This is a genomic window from Rubeoparvulum massiliense, assembly GCF_001049895.1.
GTDB lineage: Bacteria > Bacillota > Bacilli > Rubeoparvulales > Rubeoparvulaceae > Rubeoparvulum > Rubeoparvulum massiliense.
This window is the reverse complement of record NZ_CVPE01000006.1, coordinates 854,687-877,369: the sequence shown is the minus strand read 5'-3', so window position 1 is coordinate 877,369 and position 22,683 is coordinate 854,687. Positions and strand designations below refer to the sequence as shown.

General features: G+C 41.7%; 18 protein-coding genes and 4 pseudogenes. 19 read left to right on the top strand and 3 right to left on the bottom strand.

Annotated elements, in window-relative coordinates; all coding sequences use genetic code 11:
- Nucleotides 1-80: 80 nt before the first annotated feature.
- From spoVS to BN1691_RS11990, 10 genes and pseudogenes are all read left to right on the top strand, one after another.
- Nucleotides 81-341 (top strand): stage V sporulation protein SpoVS, encoded by a 261-nt coding sequence (gene spoVS / locus BN1691_RS12020; RefSeq protein ID WP_048602428.1) that lies wholly within the window; start codon nt 81-83, stop codon nt 339-341.
- A gap of 278 nt (nt 342-619) precedes the next feature.
- Nucleotides 620-2,353 (top strand): 2-oxoacid:acceptor oxidoreductase subunit alpha, encoded by a 1,734-nt coding sequence (locus BN1691_RS12015; RefSeq protein WP_048602427.1) that lies wholly within the window; start codon nt 620-622, stop codon nt 2,351-2,353.
- A 1-nt stretch (nt 2,354) separates the two neighbouring features.
- Entirely contained in the window at nt 2,355-3,221 is an 867-nt protein-coding gene (locus BN1691_RS12010) for a 2-oxoacid:ferredoxin oxidoreductase subunit beta (RefSeq protein ID WP_048602426.1), read from the top strand.
- Nucleotides 3,222-3,598: 377 nt separating this feature from the next.
- Nucleotides 3,599-3,697, top strand: a pseudogene (locus BN1691_RS14775) (transposase family protein); the annotation flags it as partial.
- 18 nt (nt 3,698-3,715) lie between these two features.
- Nucleotides 3,716-3,985, top strand: a complete 270-nt coding sequence (locus BN1691_RS14770) for a hypothetical protein (RefSeq protein ID WP_231638408.1) — start codon at nt 3,716-3,718, stop codon at nt 3,983-3,985.
- Nucleotides 3,986-3,997: 12 nt separating this feature from the next.
- Nucleotides 3,998-4,777: pseudogene (locus tag BN1691_RS14765) on the top strand (ISL3 family transposase).
- 63 nt (nt 4,778-4,840) lie between these two features.
- Nucleotides 4,841-5,419 carry an RNA polymerase sigma factor gene (locus BN1691_RS12000; protein ID WP_048602425.1) on the top strand — a complete coding sequence of 193 codons (579 nt, stop codon included), beginning with the start codon at nt 4,841-4,843 and terminating at the stop codon, nt 5,417-5,419.
- A 199-nt stretch (nt 5,420-5,618) separates the two neighbouring features.
- Nucleotides 5,619-6,138: pseudogene (locus tag BN1691_RS14905) on the top strand (S8 family serine peptidase).
- 59 nt (nt 6,139-6,197) lie between these two features.
- Nucleotides 6,198-6,401 carry a S8 family serine peptidase gene (locus BN1691_RS14895; protein ID WP_076850185.1) on the top strand — a complete coding sequence of 68 codons (204 nt, stop codon included), beginning with the start codon at nt 6,198-6,200 and terminating at the stop codon, nt 6,399-6,401.
- A gap of 565 nt (nt 6,402-6,966) precedes the next feature.
- Entirely contained in the window at nt 6,967-8,028 is a 1,062-nt protein-coding gene (locus tag BN1691_RS11990; protein WP_048602424.1) for an amidase domain-containing protein, read from the top strand.
- A gap of 518 nt (nt 8,029-8,546) precedes the next feature.
- Here BN1691_RS11990 and BN1691_RS11980 read toward each other — a convergent pair.
- The 3 genes and pseudogenes from BN1691_RS11980 to helD form a co-directional block, all read right to left on the bottom strand.
- Nucleotides 8,547-9,547 (bottom strand): annotated as a pseudogene (locus BN1691_RS11980) (IS3 family transposase).
- A 359-nt stretch (nt 9,548-9,906) separates the two neighbouring features.
- Complete coding sequence (locus tag BN1691_RS11970; protein WP_048602421.1) at nt 9,907-11,262, bottom strand: IS1182 family transposase; 1,356 nt, start codon at nt 11,260-11,262, stop codon at nt 9,907-9,909.
- A gap of 215 nt (nt 11,263-11,477) precedes the next feature.
- Nucleotides 11,478-13,826 (bottom strand): RNA polymerase recycling motor HelD, encoded by a 2,349-nt coding sequence (gene helD, locus BN1691_RS11965; protein WP_048602420.1) that lies wholly within the window; start codon nt 13,824-13,826, stop codon nt 11,478-11,480.
- A gap of 232 nt (nt 13,827-14,058) precedes the next feature.
- Here helD and BN1691_RS11960 point away from each other — a divergent pair, with 232 nt between their 5' ends.
- From BN1691_RS11960 to BN1691_RS11920, 9 genes are all read left to right on the top strand, one after another.
- Complete coding sequence (locus BN1691_RS11960; RefSeq protein WP_187116881.1) at nt 14,059-14,640, top strand: tRNA 5-(aminomethyl)-2-thiouridylate-methyltransferase MnmM; 582 nt, start codon at nt 14,059-14,061, stop codon at nt 14,638-14,640.
- Between the two features lie 87 nt (nt 14,641-14,727).
- Nucleotides 14,728-15,780, top strand: a complete 1,053-nt coding sequence (tdh, locus tag BN1691_RS11955; RefSeq protein ID WP_187116880.1) for an L-threonine 3-dehydrogenase — start codon at nt 14,728-14,730, stop codon at nt 15,778-15,780.
- A gap of 12 nt (nt 15,781-15,792) precedes the next feature.
- The gene (locus BN1691_RS11950; RefSeq protein WP_048602419.1) at nt 15,793-16,968 is read left to right on the top strand and encodes a glycine C-acetyltransferase; all 1,176 of its coding nucleotides are present in this window, start codon (nt 15,793-15,795) and stop codon (nt 16,966-16,968) included.
- 123 nt (nt 16,969-17,091) lie between these two features.
- The gene (locus BN1691_RS11945) at nt 17,092-17,994 is read left to right on the top strand and encodes a hypothetical protein (RefSeq protein WP_048602418.1); all 903 of its coding nucleotides are present in this window, start codon (nt 17,092-17,094) and stop codon (nt 17,992-17,994) included.
- Nucleotides 17,991-18,266 carry a hypothetical protein gene (locus tag BN1691_RS11940; RefSeq protein ID WP_048602417.1) on the top strand — a complete coding sequence of 92 codons (276 nt, stop codon included), beginning with the start codon at nt 17,991-17,993 and terminating at the stop codon, nt 18,264-18,266. Before BN1691_RS11945 ends, BN1691_RS11940 begins: the two co-directional genes overlap by 4 nt.
- 97 nt (nt 18,267-18,363) lie before the next feature.
- A complete protein-coding gene (gene miaB, locus BN1691_RS11935; protein ID WP_082147149.1) occupies nt 18,364-19,860 on the top strand; it encodes a tRNA (N6-isopentenyl adenosine(37)-C2)-methylthiotransferase MiaB in 1,497 nt (498 codons plus the stop codon).
- 14 nt (nt 19,861-19,874) lie between these two features.
- Nucleotides 19,875-20,294, top strand: a complete 420-nt coding sequence (locus BN1691_RS11930) for a YlbF/YmcA family competence regulator (protein WP_048602416.1) — start codon at nt 19,875-19,877, stop codon at nt 20,292-20,294.
- Nucleotides 20,295-20,475: 181 nt separating this feature from the next.
- Nucleotides 20,476-21,042, top strand: coding sequence for an outer spore coat protein CotE (cotE, locus tag BN1691_RS11925; RefSeq protein ID WP_048602415.1), 567 nt, complete (start codon nt 20,476-20,478; stop codon nt 21,040-21,042).
- A 163-nt stretch (nt 21,043-21,205) separates the two neighbouring features.
- Nucleotides 21,206-22,633, top strand: a complete 1,428-nt coding sequence (locus tag BN1691_RS11920) for a putative amidoligase domain-containing protein (RefSeq protein WP_048602414.1) — start codon at nt 21,206-21,208, stop codon at nt 22,631-22,633.
- The last annotated feature ends 50 nt before the right edge of the window (nt 22,634-22,683 follow it).

The following is a 22,683-nucleotide window of genomic DNA, read 5'->3' as shown; positions in this document are numbered from 1 at the left end:
TTTCACGCAGCAAGAATATATTGTATCAAGCATGAAAAAGAAAAAGATGGATCGAATCTATGTACAAGGAGGTCTACTTAATGGAAGTATTAAAAGTTTCTGCACAATCTAGCCCAAATGCTGTTGCAGGGGCCCTCGCAGGGGTGTTGCGTGAACGCGGTGCAGCAGAAATTCAAGCGATTGGAGCTGGGGCACTTAATCAATCGGTTAAAGCAGTAGCGATTGCTCGAGGATTTGTTGCTCCTAGTGGTGTTGACCTAATCTGTATTCCTGCTTTCACGGACATCGTTATCGATGGGGAAGAACGAACCGCAATTAAATTAATCGTAGAACCTCGATAAATGAGAGGACGACACCTACCTATCTGATGATAGGTAGGTGTTTTTGTGTACATAGTATTCTTTTTCTATTCTTATAGGACCTTTGGTGTTGATTTTTCTCGAATGGTTGTCTACAATTACATATGCCGAGGTTTATTTCAAAATTTGTTCACAAATTGTTGGTCAGACAAAGAGGCTGTGACACTTTCTGCAAATAATGGTAGAATAAGATTTGATGGTTAGAAGTAGAGTTCCTTGTCAACCAATATGGCAAAGTAGGGAAAGAAGGAGTGGTTCTCATGATCGATCAACTTTCATGGAAAGTTGGAGGACAGCAAGGAGAAGGTATTGAAAGTACGGGGGAACTGTTTGCTACAGTTATGGCGCGCATGGGCTATCATTTATACGGTTATCGCCATTTTTCATCGCGTATCAAGGGCGGACATACCTCCAACAAAATTCGTGTAAGTACCAAAGAACGTGCTGCCATCTCCGATCATCTAGATGTACTATTGGCTTTTGACCAAGAGACAATCGATGTGGACACGAAGGACTTACGCCCCGGCGGGATCATCCTAGCAGATGCGAAGTTTGAACCGAAACTACCAGAAGGATTAGATGCTCGTTTATTTGCAATTCCTTTTAGCGATATTGCAACAGAATTGGGCAACTCCCTTATGAAAAACATGGTTGCTGTAGGCGCGACCAGCGTGGTTTTAGGATTATCACTTGACCCATTTAATGAGATTATCCGTGAAATGTTTACACGTAAAGGTGAAGAAGTAGTCGCCAAAAATATTGAAGCGCTTTCACGTGGTGCGCAATACTTACACGATGCAACGGATAATGATTTCTCACAATTTAAGTTAAATCCAGCAGATGGTAAAAAGCGTCTCTTTATGATTGGTAATGATGCCATTGCTCTAGGGGCCATTGCTGCAGGTTGCCGCTTCATGCCTGCCTATCCAATCACTCCAGCCTCAGAGATTATGGAATATCTGATCAAGCGTCTTCCTCAATTTGGTGGTGCAGTTATTCAAACAGAGGATGAAATGGCTGCCGTAACCATGGCAATTGGTGCTGGCTATGGTGGAATTCGAGCCATGACAGCTTCAGCAGGCCCTGGACTCTCATTAATGATGGAAGCCATCGGCTTGAGCGGTATGACAGAGACCCCCATCGTGATCGTGAATACACAACGTGGTGGTCCAAGTACAGGTCTGCCAACGAAGCAGGAACAGTCTGATATTATGGCCATGATTTATGGAACCCATGGTGAGATTCCTAAAGTGGTTCTCGCTCCATCCAGTGCAGAGGAAGCATTCTACATGACCACTGAAGCCTTCAACATTGCAGAAGAGCTACAAGTACCTGTTATCCTTCTTTCTGACCTTTCCTTATCCCTTGGAAAGATGACTACGGAGCCATTCGACATTAATAAAGTGGAGATCCGTCGTGGTAAATATATGGGTGATCAGGAATTACCGGAGACAGATGGTCTCTATAAGCGTTATGAGTTGACTGAAGATGGCATTTCACCACGTAGCATACCAGGTCAAAAATACGGCCTTCATGCTGTAACGGGTGTTGAACATAATGAAGTAGGTCGTCCTTCTGAAGCGCCCGATGTTCGTAAGAAAATGATGGATAAGCGGATGAAGAAGCTAGAATCTATCAATTTTACTAACAAGGTATATGAGGATGCTCCTTATGAAGATGCAGACTTATTAATCATCGGTGTGGGTTCCACGAAGGGGACCATTCTCGAAGCGAAGGAACAGTTAGTTGCCGAAGGGTATAAGGTGAACCAAGCGCATATCCACCTCCTTCATCCATTCCCGAAAGCGGAAGTGGAGGCACTGATGAAGCGTGCTAAACATGTTGCTGTAGTAGAGAATAATGCTACAGGTCAGATTGCCCAATTGATTCAAATGAATGTGGGTATGGCAGATAAGCTGCATCGTGTGGTTAAATATAACGGTACACCATTCTTACCGGGCGAAGTCTACAATGAATGTAAGGGGCTGATGTAATATGGCAACGTTCAAAGATTTCCGTAATGACGTAAAACCTAACTGGTGCCCAGGCTGTGGGGATTTCTCTGTACAGGCTGCAATTCAACGGGCAGCTGCCAATGTAGGTTTAGAGCCTAATGAATTGGCCTTAATTTCAGGAATTGGCTGTTCCGGTCGGATCTCTGGCTATGTGAATGCCTATGGCTTCCATGGTATTCATGGACGGGCATTACCTATTGCTCAAGGGGTTAAAATGGCGAATCGTAATCTAAAGGTATTGGTTGCAGGTGGCGATGGGGATGGTTATGCCATCGGTTTGAGCCACACTATCAATGCAATTCGCCGCAATATGGATATTACCTATGTGGTGATGGATAACCAAATTTATGGTTTAACCAAGGGCCAAACCTCTCCCCGTTCGCAATTGGGGTTTGTGACCAAATATACACCAAAAGGTTCCATTGAGCCACCAGTGAAACCATTGCAATTGGCTCTAGCTAGTGGTGCTACCTTTGTTGCCCAAGGCTTCTCCACGGATCTTAAGGGCTTGACTCACATCATTGAAGAGGGTCTCAAGCATGATGGCTTTGCGTTCATTAACGTATTTAGCCCTTGTGTAACCTATAATAAGGTGAATACCTATGATTGGTTTAAAGAGCACCTAACCTCTCTGGATGATATTGAAGGCTATGATCCAACGGATCGAATTAAGGCGATCAATACAGTAGAAGAGTATGATGGTCTGGTTACAGGTATCATCTATCAAGATAAGGAACGTCCAAGCTATCAAAAGCTAGTCAATAACTTTAGTGAGAAGCCACTCACTGAAGCTGAGCTTAAGATGAGTGATGAGGACTTCCAAAAATTGATGCGTGATTTCCGTTAATTAATTTCTCGAAGTCGATTAAAGATTCAAAGCCTGTATCTAATGTGCACATCATTAGATACAGGCTTTTTATTTTGGGTATTCGGATTATGTGGTGGATTTCAGTTTAAGACAAACATTTTACCTAATCCCTATAAATCGGATTTTTGGTGGAAGGCAATGAGTAATTTTGGTATAATATATTATTAGTTACAATTTATTCTTGTTTTGAATAGATTTGAGGCAATATGATGAACATCTTGAATCTATCACAATTAAAGATATTAAACGTTGTTGAAGATAAAAATAACTATCAAATACTAGCGGAGTCTGCCTTCCCACCTTCTTTTTGTCCTCATTGTGGATGTGTAGCCAATCTATATTAACATGATAATAGAAAACAGTTATACATGGATTTACCGATGCATGGCAAGCGAGTCGGAATAGTGGTCAGTCGACAACGTTATAAATGCCGGGAATGCAATAAAACATTTTGAATACGTTTGAATAATGTTATGGATGAAAAACGGGCAAGCACTAAAAAATTGGTTGTATATATTGAAAAACAATCCCTTAGCCATACATTTTTCAGTATTGCTGAAGAAATCAGTATAGACGAGAAAACAGTACGGAATATCTTTCGAGATTATGTCAACCGTTTGGAGGAAAAGATTATATTTGAGACACCACAATGGCTAGGAATTGATGAAATTCATGTAATAAAACCACGCTGTATCTTTACCAATATTAAAGAGCGAACGATGCTAGATATCTTGCCGAACTGAAATAAAGACAAGGTGATTCAATACCTATCCAAATTTGCTAATATAAACCGCATTCAATATGTCACCATGGACATGTGGAAGCCGTATCGAGATGCTGTTAGACAAATCCTGCCACAAGCTCAGATTATTGTCGATAAATTTCATGCGGTACGGATGGCAAATGATGCTCTGGAAATCGTGAGAAGAGAGATAATGTCTCAATTATCGGCAAAAGAAAGAAGAACATTCATGCATGATCGATTCATTTTAGTGAAATGAAAACACGATTTAGATGAACGGGAACAATTAATACTTGATACCTGGGTGAACTACTATGAAGCCCTTGGGAAAGCCTATCACGCCAAGGAATCTTTCTTTGAAATATGGGACAACTCTTCACAAAAAGTAGGTCTATTTACTAGATACAAAGTATGGGAATCAAAGTTGCCGGTAGAGATTCATTATGCCTGTAATCCTTTGTTAAAAGCCGTTCAGAATTGGAGGAATGTAATATTTTCCTATTTTGATCATCCTATTACAAACGCCTATACCGAATCTATCAATAGTCTAATCAGAGTGATGAATCGATTAGGCAGAGGGTATTCTTTTGAAGCCTTAAGAGCAAAGGTCCTATTTACAGAAGGATTACATAAAAAAAAGACACCCATCTATCGTAAATCTGATATTTATGATCATCAATTGCGGGATATTCCACCTGACTTCCTTCATATGACCTCTATAAACCATAAAATATTAAACTTTGATATAGATATAGAAATGTTAATGAAAAAGTTGCAGGAAGAAAAATTATAATCTTTTATGTCGCATATTTTTAAAAAGACGATTACATAAACTTAACGGGGGGACTGGTTTATAATGAAAGCTTCTATACTCCAGTTTCAATCAGAAAAACAACAGTTAGGACGAGTCATATTCGAAATGTTCTATCATCGTGTATACAACACAGCTTATTTTATCATACAGGATCGACATTTAGCACAGGATGTTGTGCAGGAAACCTTTTTTAAAGCATTTCAGAACATGCACAAGGTTGAGGACGGTCATAAGTTAGGAGCATGGTTGGGAATCATTGCCACTAGGACTGCTATTGATTTTTTAAGAAAAGTAAAAAAAAGAAACGATTTTGTTGCAGAAAACGTCATGATAGATGAAACTATAAACCATGCAAAGGAATCTTCCGTCGAGCAAGTTATTGAGGAACAATTCTTGAAAAACCTGATACAACAAAACATTGCCGGGCTAAAAGCTGAATACAAACAAGTCATTGTATTAAAATATGAGTACGATTTACATGATAAAGAAATTGCTCAAGTATTAGAAATGAGTGTTAGTGCTGTTAAATCACGGCTTCACCGGGCAAAAATAACACTGAAAAAATTATTAGAAAACAACCCAGATGTAAGGGATGTGGTCAATCATGAGAAAATCAACTGATCGTGATATCGATCAATGAATTAAAGAGACGATCCGACAAGATAACCAAAATAGTCCTCTCCCCCCTTTAACCACTCAGGAGGCAGGGGTGCAATTAAGTAAGAGATTAAATGAGAATCACCAACATCAGGATACCAAAAAGAAGAGATTTTTCTATACATTAAAACCTTATTATACAGCCGGTATAATAATAGCTTTAATGCTAATGTTTTGGAAACCTGATAACGTATCATCATTTGCCAAACTGACAGAAATGTTTCATAAAGTACAGAGTACGATCGTTCAATTATTTGTTAATGTAGGTAACCTGCCCGGCAAAGATGAAAACACGCCAACGTATGAGGATTTTGTAATTATAGAAGGGTCAGAAATTACGTCAGAAAAAATGAGCTTGGAAGGGGTCCAAAAACAAACCGTTGCCGGAATGATAGCTGCGCCAGATAACACATTGGGTGTTTTAGGCGTTGCCCCACAAGCGAATCTCTACGCGATAAAGGTACTCAATCAATACGGAAGCGAGAATTACAGTGATGTTTTTGCAGGCATTGAGAGGGCAATTATAAATCATATGGACATCGTGAATATGAGCAGTAAATAACGCCTATAATGCTGGAATTCTTCTTGTTGCTGCTGCCGGTAATAACGGATATGACAGAAAAGGAACAATTACATATCCAGCCGAATATTACTCAGTAATTACGGTGGGAGCCGTGGATTAACAGAATAGGAGAGCCAGTTTCTCAAGTGTTGGCAGAGAATTGGAACTAATGGCACAGGAGTGAGTATCCAAAGCACTGTGCCAGGAGGATATTCTACTTATAACGGTACTTCGATGGCGGCCCCTCACGTTACCGGAGTGGCGGCATTGGTTTGGGAGACATACCCCGAATTAGACAATGTTCAGATACGAACTACATTAAATGAATCAGCTGCTGTTTTAGGGGATTCTATTTCTTATGGAAATGGGCTAGTGAATGCTTAGGAGGCAGTAAACTCTAGTGGGAGTAATTCAGGCAATAAAGGTAAAGTAAAAAAATGATTAATATAATAAAAAATATTTGAAAAAATCGAATCGTTATTGAAAAATGGTTCGTTATTATAAATAGAAAGCCATCACAAAATTGATTGGACCAGCCAATGGTGATGGCATTGGGTGACCATTTTTCACATGAATCTTAGTAGATTTTAACCAGTATGAGTATTTATGTAAATAGACTAGCACTCGAATTCGGGTCAATATAACCCAAAAAGGAGAGTTTATTGCACACTTAAATTTTCAATTAAAGTCGTAACTGTGTAAGCGTCAAATCCTGTACACCTATGAACTTGTCATGGGAATTTTCAAAAAAGGAAGGTGGTTATGTTCTAATTATTTTGTGTTGTAAGTCGTGAATAGTCAGGAAGCGACTATCGACAGGAATCAATCTGTGTATAAATATTTGGATAGGTTAATATAATATTAGTAATATTCATATTTTCATGAATAATCCAAAAAGCCATGTTTTAATAATGAAGAGTTTTACTAAATTTAGAGGAGAGATGTTAATATGAACTGGAGAAATTTTTTATTTGGTCTACTTTGTTCTATTTTGATTTTGTCTAGTGTTCCAGCATATGGTCAAGAGGGCGTAAGTGAAAAAAAACCTCAAAATAAATACACCGAGCAATACTTTAAAGAAAAAAAAGAAAAGAAAAATGAAAGTAATAGTGAAGAAAATAATAATTTGGTTGACCCACAAGTAGAAGAACAAATTATATTGGAAACGCTAAGTTATTACTATGAAGAAGACCTAAAGGTGGCTAGTGCACTTGTACAGTTTTACAATGATTCAGATTTATATGAAAAAACGATGTCTTTAATAAAGGAAGATAAAGTGGAAGTTATGCACAAAATTATGGATATTTATTCTTCTGTTAAAGATCCAAGTGACCAAGAAGTTTTAAGAGACTATATTGAAAGGTATGCACGTAGTTCTGGAGATAAAAAAGCAATTAATTTTTTAGATAAAAACACTACACAATCGGAATCAGAGTCAGTTAACATACAAGCTGTTTATGGAACTGCTGCAGGTGATTGGGCTTATAACAATTATAACAAATATAGTCTTGATTATCCTAAGTTCTCAGTATGGGGAAGTGATTGTGCAAATTTTGTATCACAAGCTATCCATGTCGGTGGAAGCAATGCAATGGAAGGAACTTGGTATATCATAAAGAAGAACTCAGTATACTGGGAACCAGAAAATGCAGACCAATTAAATTATAGTTGGGATTTATCCGATCCAAGCCCTTGGATAAGTGTCAGCCAATTTAGAAAATATTGGGTACCAAAATCTACTGTCCATAGCATGTCGCATGATTATTATGTCGAAAATCATAAATCAGTCTATGGGCGCTCAATTTATAAAGGTGATGTAGTTGTTTTCCATAAGGGAGTAGCCGGTTGGGTAACAATTCCAACACACCTAATGATAATATCCGCTTATGATACTGTTGATAAAGATTTTAAACTAGCAGGTCATTCAAATGAAAGACAAGCTTTACCATTATTAACTGCTATTTATGACTATAGTTATATAGAAATTCTTGAAATTCCATATGACTTGTAAATATGAGTAATTTTATTATAACCCCCAAAAAAACAATCTTATTATTAATTATAGTAATCACTGTACTCCAGGTTACTAATATTCTACCAAGAACGTTAGCGATATTATCTACATCACTTTATGTAAATATCAAGTATAGTGATAGAGAATTCGAATATCAGTATGTTGAATATGTCCCTGGATTTGGAGATTATTTTGTTACATTTAAAGATAAAAACGGAGAAAATATTAGTTTTACGGTTACGCCAAAATTTTTCCCGGTTTATGTATTATATGATCCTCTTGATCGACCAATGTAATGATATTCTTATCGCCGTGGGAGAATTTCTCACGGTCTTTGTTTTGAGGGACAAGAAAATATCATGTTGTGATTTTCTAATCTATAGGTCAGCAGCCACCCAAGCTTAAAAATTATATTCCCCTTCTGTAGCCCTTGATGGAATACAATCAGCAGCAATAAATGTCTCTCTCCTCTCTCTGGATCTGAGTCAATATCTTGGACACAAAGAAGTTAACTTTCAAGCTGAATGTCTGATTTTATCTTCCACTTCTTGAGGTGTTTGGTAGCCAAGTTGGCTATGAATTCGCTTTCGGTTATACCAACCCTCAATCTATTGAAACAGTGCCCATTTGTCAGCTTCAAAATCCAAATATTTACCTGATGAACTTCCTCTTTCTTTAAAATCGCATGGAATGATTCGATACACGCATTGTCATATGGGCAGCCTTTTCGGCTGAAGGATTGTATCATTCCACGTTCGTGTACGGTATTTGTAAAGGCTTCACTGGTGTACTGAGTGCCTAAATCAGTATGTAATATAAGCCCTGAATTCGGTTTTTGTGTCGTCATCGCATTATTTAAGGCTTGAAGTACGAGTTCAGTTGTCATGGAACGAGAGAAAGAATATCCAACGATCTTTTTTGAATGCAGGTCTAAAACAGATGCCAAGTAACACCAGCCATCCTTAACGGTGTGAATATATGTGATATCCGCCACCCATTTTTAGTTTAACGTGGTCGTTGTGAAATCTTGATTTAAGTGATTATCACGGGATATAACTTCACCACGATTCGATTGTGGGCGGAATTTTTTCAGTCAATACCTGATTTTCCTTATCACGGTGGGAAGCAGATTTGGTGAATGTCTGATAGTACGTACTCCGAGGGATATCCAGCACCTCACACAAAAGCTGGATGGGAAACGGGTGCTTCTGTTCTGTGATCAATTTGGTTAGCTCTGCATCGGTTACTTTTTGGCGAATATGGTCATCGCCTTTTTTAAGATTTCTACCTCTTGCTTCAGACGAAGGTTCTCTTTTTGGATTTCGGCGATGTCCTGGGGCGTCAGCCCACCAGCCTCCTGGCTTATTGGTGTTAAAGCTTTAATCCATTTATAAATCGTTACTTCAGAAACACCATATTCGCTACTTAATGAACTCACAGAGCTACTCATGTGATACAGTTTGACCACTGTTCTTTTAAAATCGTTGTTGTATTTCTTGGATTTCCCTTGTTTCATTTAGGACACTTCCTCTCACATTGTATTGTAGAGAGTTAACGAAGTAGTGTCCATGAAACTATACTAACTCCACTCTGAATTATTATTTTTGGTTTGGTTCAGCAATGCATCATCCATTCCCCGAAAGTTAATAATTCTACTTAATGATGATTGCTTTAACTCTCGGAATCAATAGATAAAAATGAAACTTTAAATATGAGAATCAATTTCAAAATTAACCTTTAAAAAAATGCTCGCAAGAGCAGAATATCTAAAGCATCTTTTTTAGAATTTTATATAACCATTTTTTGTGGAGCCTATTATGGGTCTACCAGAAAAAGAGCAGACTATCCCTTAGTTAACTGGATGGTTTTTAAGGTCTATGCAGCAGCTATACTTTCATTAAACGCTTTACGAATACGATCAACAGCCAACTTCGAGGCATTGTAAATCAGCATGACCCAATCAAAATGGACTTTGGCTTTCTTGCCAGTACGATAGCGAACGTTGTTTAACTGAAAAAACTGCTTTACGTATGCATTCACTCGCTCCACCGCAGTTCGTTGGTCATATAACTTCTCCCAGGCTTGAGTACCTCTTGCTGGTGCGGTGTACTTGCGTAGATCGGCGTCTACCTTCATCTTATAGACCTTCTGGCAGAGGGAGTCGTGGGCTAAGGGGCAGTCTCTGCATTCTTTAGGTCGTACATACTTCAAGGTTGTATACTTTTTGTCGTAACTATCGTAACGATAGGAATGCTCCCGAACACAAGTTGGTGCAAAATGTTCATCCAATCCGTTGATCTTCCTCTCATTTCGCTTGTTATAGGCCATGATCGCTTGTGCGTTCATACGATGAATCTGTTGGTAGATGGGCAGGTAGTCATCGCCTGCATCCATGAGCGCATAGCGAACCCGGTGGGGTAGAATGGATTGAATGCCTTTTAGTAAAGGAATGGCGGCTTTCCCATCGTTCATATTCCCGGATGACATCATGGCGCGCAGAATAGATTGACTTTTTGTACCGACCGCAAGATGTGCCTTGTATCCGTACCAAAATATATTCTTTCCTTCACTGTTTTTCTTGATGCCCCACTGTGGTTGCAAGGGAACTTGGGAACATAATTCTTCTAAGGAAACATCCAGTTGAGCTGCGATGGTTTTCTCGTACAAAGACTTTTGGGATTCTTCTTCTTGCTTGCGCTTCTCGTCAGCTCCTTTCTTAGCCTTGGATTTTCGACCCCGTTTTTTGGGTGCCGGTTTTGACTTTTTTTCCTGAGCCTGTCCATGATCACGGGATTTAAAGTGAGTGACATCGATGGCTACCACTTCATCCTCCACAAACCCTTCTTGGATCGCTTGAAACAAGAATGTATCTTGCACTCTTTCGAGAATCGTAGTTTCAGAAATTTTCTGAATGAGACGAGAATAAGAGGCTTCGGAAGGAATGGGATCAGAAAATAGGAAGCCACATTCCATTCGAAAGATCAAGTCATGTTGTAGCCTTCTCCACAAGTCTTTCACCGTGGGAATCCGTTCGATGATTCGAGCAGCCAACGAGTACAACATCGCCTCATAATGGAGCTCCGTTGGAGCTCCATAGAGGGACTTTTTCGAGATCATATGAAGAATCGGAGCCAAGTCCAGGGTAGAAAATATCGCTTTAAAGCGTTGGGGAGGTTCCATGTCGAATAAATCTTGTACCCCAAATAGGCCTCCTTGTCGTATAATAGGCATAGGGAGTCTTCCTCCAATCTCATGGTTTTGTTCACACTTAACTATTTCGAGATTTTGGGGAGGTACTCCTTTTTACTATCTTTAAAACCCTTGAGCCCGTTGGGCTTAGATTTATGAAATTGATTCATGTAATAACAAAATTCCACCCAAAATTTGAATCAAGGCGGAATTTATTTTGATTAATTTTCCACCACAAAATCCGAATACCCTTTATTTTATTCTTTTACATAGGTATTAGCAGATATCTCAGCTAAGTAGGGACTTATCTCTCCTAGATAATAGAGATATAGTTCATGCATAGCTCGTGTGCAAGCGGTATATAGCAGTTTTCTTTCCATTTCTTCTTGTGCATTCCCATAGATGCTTCTCGAAGCGTTATAAATGATCACTGCATCGAATTCAATTCCTTTGGCCAGATATGCTGGTATGAGCACAATACCCTGCTGAAAGGCTTGCGTAGCCTTTTGCACATGCTGGATGGTGAGTTGTGCGCTCAATGCTGCGTAAGCTTCCCTTGACTCTTCTGTTGTTTTGCAGATGATGGCGATGGTTCGATGACCATGCTCCTGTAATTGCTGAACACGCCTTACGATCTGTTCGATCAAGTGATGTTGATTTACTACAGCACTTATCGTAGGCATTTTACCTTCCCGTTGAAAGGGGATGATCCCTTGGTTCTGTGGAAGAAGCTGCCGGGTAAACTGCACGATCGGTTGGGTGGAGCGATAGCTTTGCTGCAGATGATAATGTTCCTGCTCTTCTGGTGCAAAAAGACTGACAAGGGTGGCAAGATTGGAAGAGGAATGGGCAGAGATCCCTTGGTTCTCATCGCCTAATACCGTCATCTTACTTCTGGGAAAAAGATGGCGTATCAAGGCTATTTGGAAGGGAGAATAATCTTGCGCCTCGTCGATGAAAACATGGCGAATCTGATGGTTGCTATGAAAGCCTTCCATCCGTTCTTTCAGATAAAGAAAAGGTGTTGCATCTTCGTAGGAGAGGATTTTCTGATCTAGTTTGCCAATGGTCTGCTCACAGATCATCTTCCAATGGAGAGGAAGCTGCTCTTTGTTGAGGATTTGCAGTAGCTGATCATTGGTAAAAAGCGCTCGATAGATGGCTAGATAGTTAATAAACTGCATCTGTTCTACATGGCGATGCAATGGCTTAAAGCGTCTTCGAATCACCATGGTTCGTAGAATGTCTTCTTCCCGTTGGAAATCATTGAACTGCTCGCCAGTGTATCCTTTTTTCTTCTGCAATTTTTGATAGGACTTAAGGAAGTCTTCACGGTCAAGGAGTTGGATTTCTTCCTCTACCCAGGGTGATTTCTTCTCCAACTTGGTTTTTCGCTTCAGTTCTTTGTGCAGCCATTCCACCAATAGGCTAATGCGATTAGGAAGGGTGAGGGATGAATCAATGGAATCAAAGTATTCCCTGATCTGCTCTGCTGTAATGAAGGGTTTCCCACGAAAGAGGATATGGTTAAAGATGATACCATCCTTCGCGAGGGTACGAAGATATTCATCCATTAGATGGAGGAACTGGGTACTCGCCTTAAAGCGGATGCCTTCGAGGCGTGCTTCATACCCTGGATCAGTGTAGGAAGAATAGAGATATTCCAGCTGGTCATAGGGATCCTCTACATGATATGAATTGGCGAGGTGATACTCTAGATATTCTTGAAAGGTGGTCTGCTGCATATTCTCCTCGCCTAATTCTGGCAGCACCGTGGATACATAGGTGCTAAATAATGGATTGGGCGAAAAAAGGAGAATATTCTCTGCATGTAAGCTCTTTCGGTATCGATAGAGGAGATAGGCGATTCTTTGTAAGGCAGCAGAGGTTTTGCCACTTCCAGCTGCACCTTGTACAATGATTAATTGGCTATGCTCATTACGTATGATCTGATTTTGTTCCTTCTGAATGGTGGAGACGATGCTCTTCATCTGTGGGTCAGCCTGCTTGCCTAATACCTCCTGCAGAAGTTCGTCACCGATGGTGATTCCTGTATCAAACATACTTAGAATTTCACCATGGCGAATCATATATTGGCGTTTCCGTTCTAGTCTTCCTGTAATCGTGCCGCTAGGTGCTTCATAATGGACCGGACCAGGGGGGAAATCATAATAAATACTACAGATAGGAGCGCGCCAATCGTAGATGAGGAATTGACCAGTCTCCTCATGGCGGAGCGAGGAGATCCCCAGATAGATGGATTCGAATGGATTGGAATCGTCTTCACTGAAATCGATCCGACCAAAATAGGGTGATTGCTCAAGACGCTTTAGTGTCCGTAAGCGATTTTGTGCATGGCGATGCATTCTTTCTCGTTCGGAAAGTAGCTCTGCTTGCTGTTTTATACTAGCGTAAGTTTCAGCAAACTCATATTGATCCTCAAGATTAACCGTCACATCGCTCCAGAAATTTTTTCGAATATCTACAATCGTGGTTGTGATTTGCCCCACCTGTACCTGAAGAGAATCAATTTGGTCATGGATTTCCTGGACAACTTGATCCACACGTGCTTGCTCTTTCTGCCACTCATACGTCTTCTTATTCAAAAAAACACCCCTCTTTTGAAACAAGTATTGACACGAGTACTTATTTTGTGTTAATATATATTTGGATAAATATATATTAAATTCATTAAAAATGTGACCATTTTTGATTGTACCATAGAGCTTTATAGAAGACAATGCTTTTTTATTATGGATTGACGTACATCGAACGGGGACGCCAATGACGTCTCCGTTTTTTCTATGAATTCAGGATCGTAACGAAGGAGAGAGCAAGATGGAAAAAGAGCAAATTCAATGGATTCCCACTGTTTTGGAGATGGCAAAAAAATTAGTGATGACCCATGTGAAACCAGGTGCAACTGTGATTGATGCTACAGTAGGGAATGGACACGATACTGTCTTCCTCGCTCAGCTTGTAGGGGAGAAGGGCCAGGTTTATGGCTTTGATATACAGGAGCTTGCATTAACCAATGCCAGCAAGCATCTCCAAGCTAGAGGACTCTCAGAACAGGTACAACTTATTCGGGCTGGGCATGAGCAGTTGCTAGAGTATGTTAATGAGCCCATTGAAGCGGTTATGTTTAATCTTGGGTACCTACCAGGATCAGATAAGAACATAATTACCCGTGGTGAGACCACTGTTGCTGCCATTAAATCAGCCCTTACCCTTCTAGAGAAGGGTGGTATTATTCTCCTTGTTGTCTATTGGGGGCATGAGGGTGGCGAAGCGGAACGTAAAGAGGTTGAGGAATTTGTCGCTTCTCTACCACAGCAGGCATTCTCTGTCCTACGCTATCAGTTTATGAATCAAATCAATTGTCCACCTTACTTGATCGCCATTGAACGAAGAGATTGATCTCCTTGTCATATTTTTCCCTTCAATGGTATAATTCGCCTTAGAAGGTGATCATAGGTTAGTCATGTTGAGGAGAGGGTGAGACGGTTGGCAGAATTGATGCAAGCCATCGTGAAACATGAACGGGGTCCAGGTGCTCGTTTAGAAAAGGTTCCAATACCAAGGATTGGTCATGATGAGGTCTTAGTTGAAGTAAAGGCTGCCTCCATCTGTGGCACAGATTATCATATCTACACGTGGGATGCTTGGGCAGAACGGCGATTTGGACAAGTACCGATGATCTTTGGCCATGAATTTGCTGGTGTTGTGGTGGCGATCGGGGAGCAGGTTACTCATGTAGCCATCGGTGACTATGTCTCAGCTGAGACCCATGTGGTCTGCGGCCGGTGTCCTCAATGCTTACAAGGTGATTTTCATATCTGTAAGGAGACTCAGATCCTCGGTGTGGACATTCCCGGGTGCTTTGCGCAATATGTAAAAGTACCTGCACGAAATATTTGGAAAAATTCTAAAACACTCTCTTTTGAAATCGCTTCCATTCAGGAACCAATGGGGAATGCTGTTCATACAACGCTAGCTGGGGAAGTGGTAGGGAAGAGTGTAGCGGTCATTGGTTGTGGTCCGATTGGCATCATGAGTGTTCCCGTTGCACAGGCAGCAGGTGCACATCAAGTCATCGCCATCGATATTAACCCATTTCGTTTAGAGCTAGCGAAGCGGTTAGGTGCTGATCATCTGATCCTATCTACGAAAGAGAACCCTGTAGAGCGGGTTTTAGAGCTAACAGATGGCCATGGAGTCGATGTGGTGTTAGAGATGTCAGGTCATCCGCAAGCGATTCGCCAAGGGTTCCAGATGGTAACCAATGGTGGACGGATCTCCATGCTGGGTATTCCCGCGCAGGAGGTCGTCCTAGACATTGCCAATGAGCTCGTGTTTAAAGGAATTACGGTTCAGGGCATCACCGGCCGTCGTATGTTCTCTACTTGGCAACAGACTGCGGCATTGCTTCAGTCTGGCCGTGTTGATTTGACACCATTAATCACCCATCGTTTGTCTTTAGAACGCTTTGAAGAGGCTTTTACCTTAATCAAAGAAGGAAAGGCAGGAAAAGTGGTCTTACTACCCAATGGAGAGTGAGGGAATTCTAAGATGAAAGGATTCGAATATTTAGAAGTGGAGCTAAATGACATGAAGGAGCAAGGCGTATTTCGTTCCTTGGTTCCGCTTCAATCTCCCCAAGGAGGTCGTATTATTATTGATGGAAAGGAACTCATACAGCTCTCTTCCAATAACTACTTGGGATTAACCAACCATCCGCGCTTGGTTGAAGCAGCGAAGCAGGCAGTGGAAGCATATGGTGTTGGAACAGGCTCGGTTCGTACCATCGCTGGTACGATGGAGATGCATGAGGAGCTTGAACGGAAGCTGGCTAACTTCAAACAGACTGAAGCTACGCTCGTATTTCAGTCAGGCTTCACTGCCAATGTGGGAGTGCTATCAGCTCTATTAGATGAACAAGATGTGGTGATTAGTGATGAGCTGAATCATGCTTCCATCATCGATGGGATCCGCTTAACCAAAGCAGCCCGTCGGATTTATCGACATTCCGATCTGAAGGATTTAGAGAAGGCTCTTCAAGAGACCCAGCATTATCGGAAGCGCCTTGTTGTTACAGATGGGGTCTTTAGTATGGACGGTGATGTGGCACGCCTCCCAGAGATTGTGGAGCTGTGTGAGAACTATGATGCCTTAGTGATGGTAGATGATGCCCATGCCAGTGGAGTATTCGGAGAAAATGGTCGAGGCACAGTGGATCATTTTCATTTGCATGGACGTGTTCATATCCAAGTAGGTACACTTTCGAAAGCCATCGGTGTATTAGGTGGCTATATTGCCAGTGCTCAAGTGGTTCGTGAGTACTTAATTCACCGTGGTCGGCCCTTCTTGTTCAGCACCTCCCATCCTCCTGCTGTAGTTGCTGCCAATCTGGCTGCCATTGATGTCTTATTGACGGAGCCAGAATGGATTGAGAGACTGTGGGAGAATACGCGCTTCTTTAAGGCTGGGCTGAAGGATCTAGGCTTTGATATTGGTACCAGTGAATCCCCTATTACACCTGTGCTCTTGGGTGATGAAGCCATGACCATGCGCTTCTCAGATCGCCTCCTTGCAAACGGTGTTTTTGCGCAAGGAATTGCTTACCCAACCGTGGCTAAAGGAAAAGCACGGATCCGCGCCATCGTATCTGCAGTGCATTCGAAGGCAGATTTAAGCGAGGCCCTTGCGATCTTTGCTAAGGTTGGGAAGGAAGAAAAGGTAATCTAAGTGTTTTTGCGATCAAGCCTTTGTCTATGAAGGATTTCTTTGTATAATAAAAACAGTAGCAGCCTACTGCTACTGTTTTTTTCGATCATCATGATAAAAAAGTAAAAAGTGAGGAGAACAGCCATGAGACGTCCCTGTTATACCATAAGCAGTCTAGTGAAGTTAGCCTTTCGTTCAGGTGAGCTTTCCTTATCCATGGCAGAACTAGAGCTACGCTTGGAGCAATTGAAGGAGGAGTTTCCTCAATTTGTGTCCAATCCGTTGAAAGAACTCCCCTCCCATCAAATCATCCAGGATGTTTTGGTCAAGGAGGAAGGACCGATTATGTACGGTACCTCCCAAGCCATTGTCCAATTAAAGCAGTCTCAAAATCCATTAGCTGATCGAATCATCCTTCTATTTCAGCAAAGAAAACATCCTTTAACCACCGAGCAGATCCGTCAGCATTTGTGGAAACGCCATCTCATCGGACATATGAAAGCATCCCTTCCCCTAGAAGAAGATATCCGCTTTCTTCAGGTTGAAGGCGATGAGCGCTGGTTTCTGCGTTCGTGGTTTATCTGTAATGATCAGATCTATCAATTATTACGTGCTGAAGGGATGAAGGGCGGAAGGCTCCAAGAGATTGTACGGATGATGGAGCAACGTTGGCAAATGCCACGGGAACGTTATCTCTTCCTACCTGAGGCTGATTCACGCTTTAAAGTATGGGAAGAGCAGTTCTTAATTGACGATGAGGATATTGTTGAAGAAGTAAAGATACAGAATAAAGGAGAGAATTATCATATGGAGAATCTAGAAAATCAACAGCCAGTATTTACAACCGTGGTTCAACAGCTTGAGCACTCTGTTCAATTGCTGAAGGAGCGGAATCAAGCCATGCAGGAAGAGGTGCTTCAATCCTTCACTACGAATAATATGGGAGAGATTCAACGCTTAATGGCAGAGAAGCAGCAGAATGAGCAAGCACTTCATGATCTTGAGCAAGTTCTTCAGCAGTGGAAGGGTGATATGAATCAGCAATGATACAGCCCACCGATCTAGAGAACCGCTTTCAACGGATATCTCAGGTGATTCATCAGCAGGAGGATGCATTAACCCAGATCGAACATGAAGTCCTTGTAGCATTTACCTGCAATGAGATAGATATGATCTACCAGCTACAGATTGAATATAGCTGGCGCAAGGAATTTCTTCATTGCTTACAGCAATTCCTACGAGATTGGGGTCAACAACAGTTCAATCGAAGCTTTTCATTTCCTTTTGGAGATGAGCATGATTACAGGGATGCGCCATGACAGATACCAAGTGCTTTTACTTGGTGATGCTGTGAAGATTTTGCTATAATAACTAAGACATTAATCCCATGCAGATGTTGTAAAAGGAGGTTCCAGTGTGACAACGACCGATCGTAACAATTTGACCCAAGACTCAAAATCTATCCGGTCAAATAAATTTAAAGTACTCTCCACTCCCAATCTTTCACTGGGGAAACGGCGGGGGAAAGAAGAGATTGAAGTAGTGCAATTTGGTGATTTACCGCAAGAGTTGCACCGATTAGGAGAAGGAAAGCACTATTTAATCCGTACATTTGGTTGTCAAATGAATGAACATGATTCAGAAGTGATGGCAGGTATTCTTGAGAATATGGGATATACTGCAACGGAGCAAGAAGAGGATGCCGATGTCATTCTATTTAATACCTGCGCCATCCGTGAAAACGCTGAAGATAAAGTATTTGGCCATCTAGGCCGAATGAAGACGCTAAAGCGGGAACGTCCCCACTTAATTGTTGGTGTAGCCGGATGTATGTCCCAAGAGGAATCTGTGGTCAACACCATTATGCAAAAATATCAACATATTGACTTGATTCTAGGCACCCATAATATCCATCGCCTTCCCTATTTACTTCAAGAAGCACTCTATTCCAAGGAGATGGTGGTAGAGGTTTGGTCGAAAGAGGGGGATATCGTCGAAAACCTCCCCAAGGTCAGACAAGATGGCTTGAAGGCCTGGGTCAATATTATGTATGGCTGCGATAAGTTCTGCACCTATTGTATCGTACCCTATACCCGTGGCAAGGAACGGAGTCGTCATCCTGAGGACGTTATCGCTGAAGTTCGTGAGCTCGCTCGCCTTGGCTATCAAGAGGTGACGCTGCTGGGGCAGAATGTGAATGCTTATGGGAAGGATTTCTCCCATATCCAATATGGCTTCGGAGATTTAATGGATGAGATTCGTAAGATTGGCATACCAAGGGTGCGGTTCACCACCAGTTATCCTAGCGATTTCGACCAACATCTCATCGATGTGCTTGCCAAGAAGGGGAATCTCATGGAGCATATCCATCTTCCCGTTCAATCAGGGAGCAATGCCATGCTCAAGCTGATGGCTCGGAAATATACGCGGGAGACTTATCTTGATCTCGTTCACCGAATTAAGGAGGCCATTCCTGATGTATCACTTACAACAGATATTATCGTAGGCTTTCCGGGTGAAACGGACGAGATGTTTGAAGAAACACTCTCCTTAGTTAAAGAGGTAGAATATGATTCCGCCTTCACCTTTATCTATTCGCCACGGGAGGGCACCCCTGCTGCGAAGATGCAGGATGATATCTCCGAAGAGGTGAAGAAAGAGCGTCTTCAACATCTACTTGATGTGCAGAATGAGATTAGTCGCCGCAAAAATGAAGCACTCCGTGATCAAGTTCTTGAAGTCCTGGTTGAGGGAGAGTCCAAGACCAATCCTGATGTACTAGCTGGTCGCACACGTACCAATAAATTGGTTCATTTTAAGGGGGATACCTCCAGTATTGGTCAATTTGTCTATGTACGTATCACCGATCCACTTACTTGGACATTGAATGGTGAGCAGGTTTTTACAGAGTAGAGGGAGGGCTAGTGATGACAAAAACAACACAGTCATATAGTAAAGAAGAGATTATGGCAAAAACCAAAGAATTAGCCAGTATGTTGGCACAGTCCCAAGAGGTCCAATTCTTTCAGCAGGCAGAAAAAAAGATCCAACAAAGTCAGCATGTTCAGCAAATGATCGCGCAGATTAAACGGAAGCAGAAGGAAGCTACTCATCTCGAGCATGCCTTTAATCGGGAAGACATGGCGAAACAGAAGGATGAAGAGATCGATGCTATGATGGCGCAATTAGATGAAGTTCCTTTGGTTCAAGAATTTAAGCAGTCGCAGCAGGAATTAAATGATCTGCTACAAATCGTGACCAATATGATCACCATTCAGCTCACAGAGAAGGTTTTTAAAGAGAATGGGGGAGGCCCTGTTCCTTGTGTCAACTGTGAGGGAGAATAAATTGATTCATCGAAACGAAGTCAATAAGGTTAGATGAACACCCTCTAGGCATTTCTCATATGATGGCATATGAGGATGTTGGAACGGGTAAAGCCGTTGAGAAATTCTCAACGGCTTTTTTGCACCCTAGACGAATGTCCTGCATACGAATGTAATGAACAGTATAGGAGGAGGGAGCTTCATGTCATTGACCGATCAAGCTCTTAGCTACCGTGAAATTGTTACGAAGGCGGTATGCGGGAAGGGTCGAAAGTATTCATCCACCACACATCACGTGGTTCCCGAAGCAAAGCCTTCCAGTATTCTGGGGTGTTGGATTATTAATCATCGTTATGAAGCCCACAAGGAAGGGAATTATGTACACATAGCTGGTTCCTATGAAATCAACATCTGGTTCTCTACTGCTGAGAATCGAGATACCGATGTTGCGAAGCAGCGAGTTGGCTATACCGATCAGATCCCCCTTACAGAACTGGATGCCTATTGCCGCGAAGATGAAATGGAAGTGTATGCACGCGTTGTTCAGGAGCCTAATTGTGTGAAAGCAGTTCTACTCTCAACGGGAGACACGGTGATTGTGGAAGTAGAACGGGAGATGGAAGCAGAGATTATCGGTGAAACGAAGCTATGTGTCATCGTCTGCAATGTAGATGAGGAGATGGATAAGCACGTGGATACCTTAGCACCAATCTATGACGACTACTACAATGACTTAGATCCAGACTTAATCATTGATGACTTAGATTAAGGTTCATCGGTACCTCTGGGGAGAAAACATCTCCCTTTTTTCTTTTTATCTTTGCAGTGTTATGAATACCTCCACCTTAATAGTTGGTGGAGTTCAGTAAAATCACTTCTTCTTTCCTCTAAGCATATCCTGTGATGAAGCCATGTGAAGGGAAGAGAATAAATTGGACTATGGCGTGCTGATCCAACAACCTGAATTTGCGAATCAATGGAAGTCTTATCTTCCCATCTTACAGCAGGAATCATATCATCAAGAGCCTTCCAAGCAGGTTCTTATGCAATGGGATAGTGATTTTCTCTCATTTCAGGAGTCTAGGCAGGTATTAAACTGTCGGGAAGCTAAACAGCATGTAGAGAATGCTTATACGATGCGTCATCTCCTCCAACAAAGCGGTATTCAAGTAGCATCTTCTCAGCAGCATGTGCAGCGAGTCTATATCGTTCATCTCTTTCAAACGGAGATCCTTGCTCTTTACCGTCAGAAAAAATCGAAAGCATGGCTCCAATCCTCACAATTTAATGCCAATAAACATCTGGAAACCATTCCTTTAACAAGTGGTGGAGCTGAACTTGGAAGAGTAAAACGATTAGCCATTCGTGCAATCTATAGCTGTGGACTGGATTTTGGTATGGTGGTGATCGGAATATTACCTGAACGTAGGAGTTGTGTCATTCAAATCGATCCCACACCACCCTTAACCCCATTGTTGACCAGAAACTATGCGAGAGCATTTCAAAAGTATATTGGGCAGTTGAAGCAACATGGTCGCAATGCTGAACGATTGCTCATCGGTGCTGATCCAGAGTTTGTCCTGTTCTCAGGGACGAATCAGTTAGTGTTAGCATCGAAGTATTTTCCGAAGAAAGGCCAGGTTGGCTGTGACTCTATCTGGCTACGTGGGGATAGCACACACGTAAAATTACCATTGGCAGAATTACGACCACTACCAGCGAAAGAGCCGCGACAGCTTATTCTTAATCTCTATCAAGCGATGCTAGCAGGGATCCGAAAAATCAATAATTCATCGATCAAATGGTTAGCAGGAAGCGCTCCATTAAAAGAGTATCCCATTGGTGGACACTTACACTTTAGCCATGTTCCATGCAATTTTCGCTTGCTCCGAGCGCTGGATAATTATTTGACCTTACCGCTTTTTTTATTGGAGGATATAGCTGCACAGCATCGTCGCCCCCGCTATGGCTGGTTAGGTGATTTTCGCATGAAGTTTCATGGTGGCTTTGAATATCGTACACCACCGAGCTGGCTGGTTACACCTCGAATCACCAAGGGTGTCATCGCCTTAGCAAAGGTGATTCTGCATAATTATCCACAACTTCGCCAGCAGCCTTTGCTGAGGGTTCATGTGAACGATGCGTACTATCAGGGGAATTATCGTCTGATTAAGCCCATCGTACAAGAGTTATGGGCAGAGCTAGAAGCCACAGCAGAGTATCGAACATATCGACACTATCTTGATCCTTTTAAAGAATTGATCGATTCGGAATACCGCTGGGATGAAAAGGAGGATATTCGTCCCGCTTGGAAGCTCCCTCCCTTCCATAAACAAAAAACACGTCTTAATCGAAGATAATGAATGAGATATGGTATAATGTGATAAAAAGTAATGCCTTGGAGGGACGG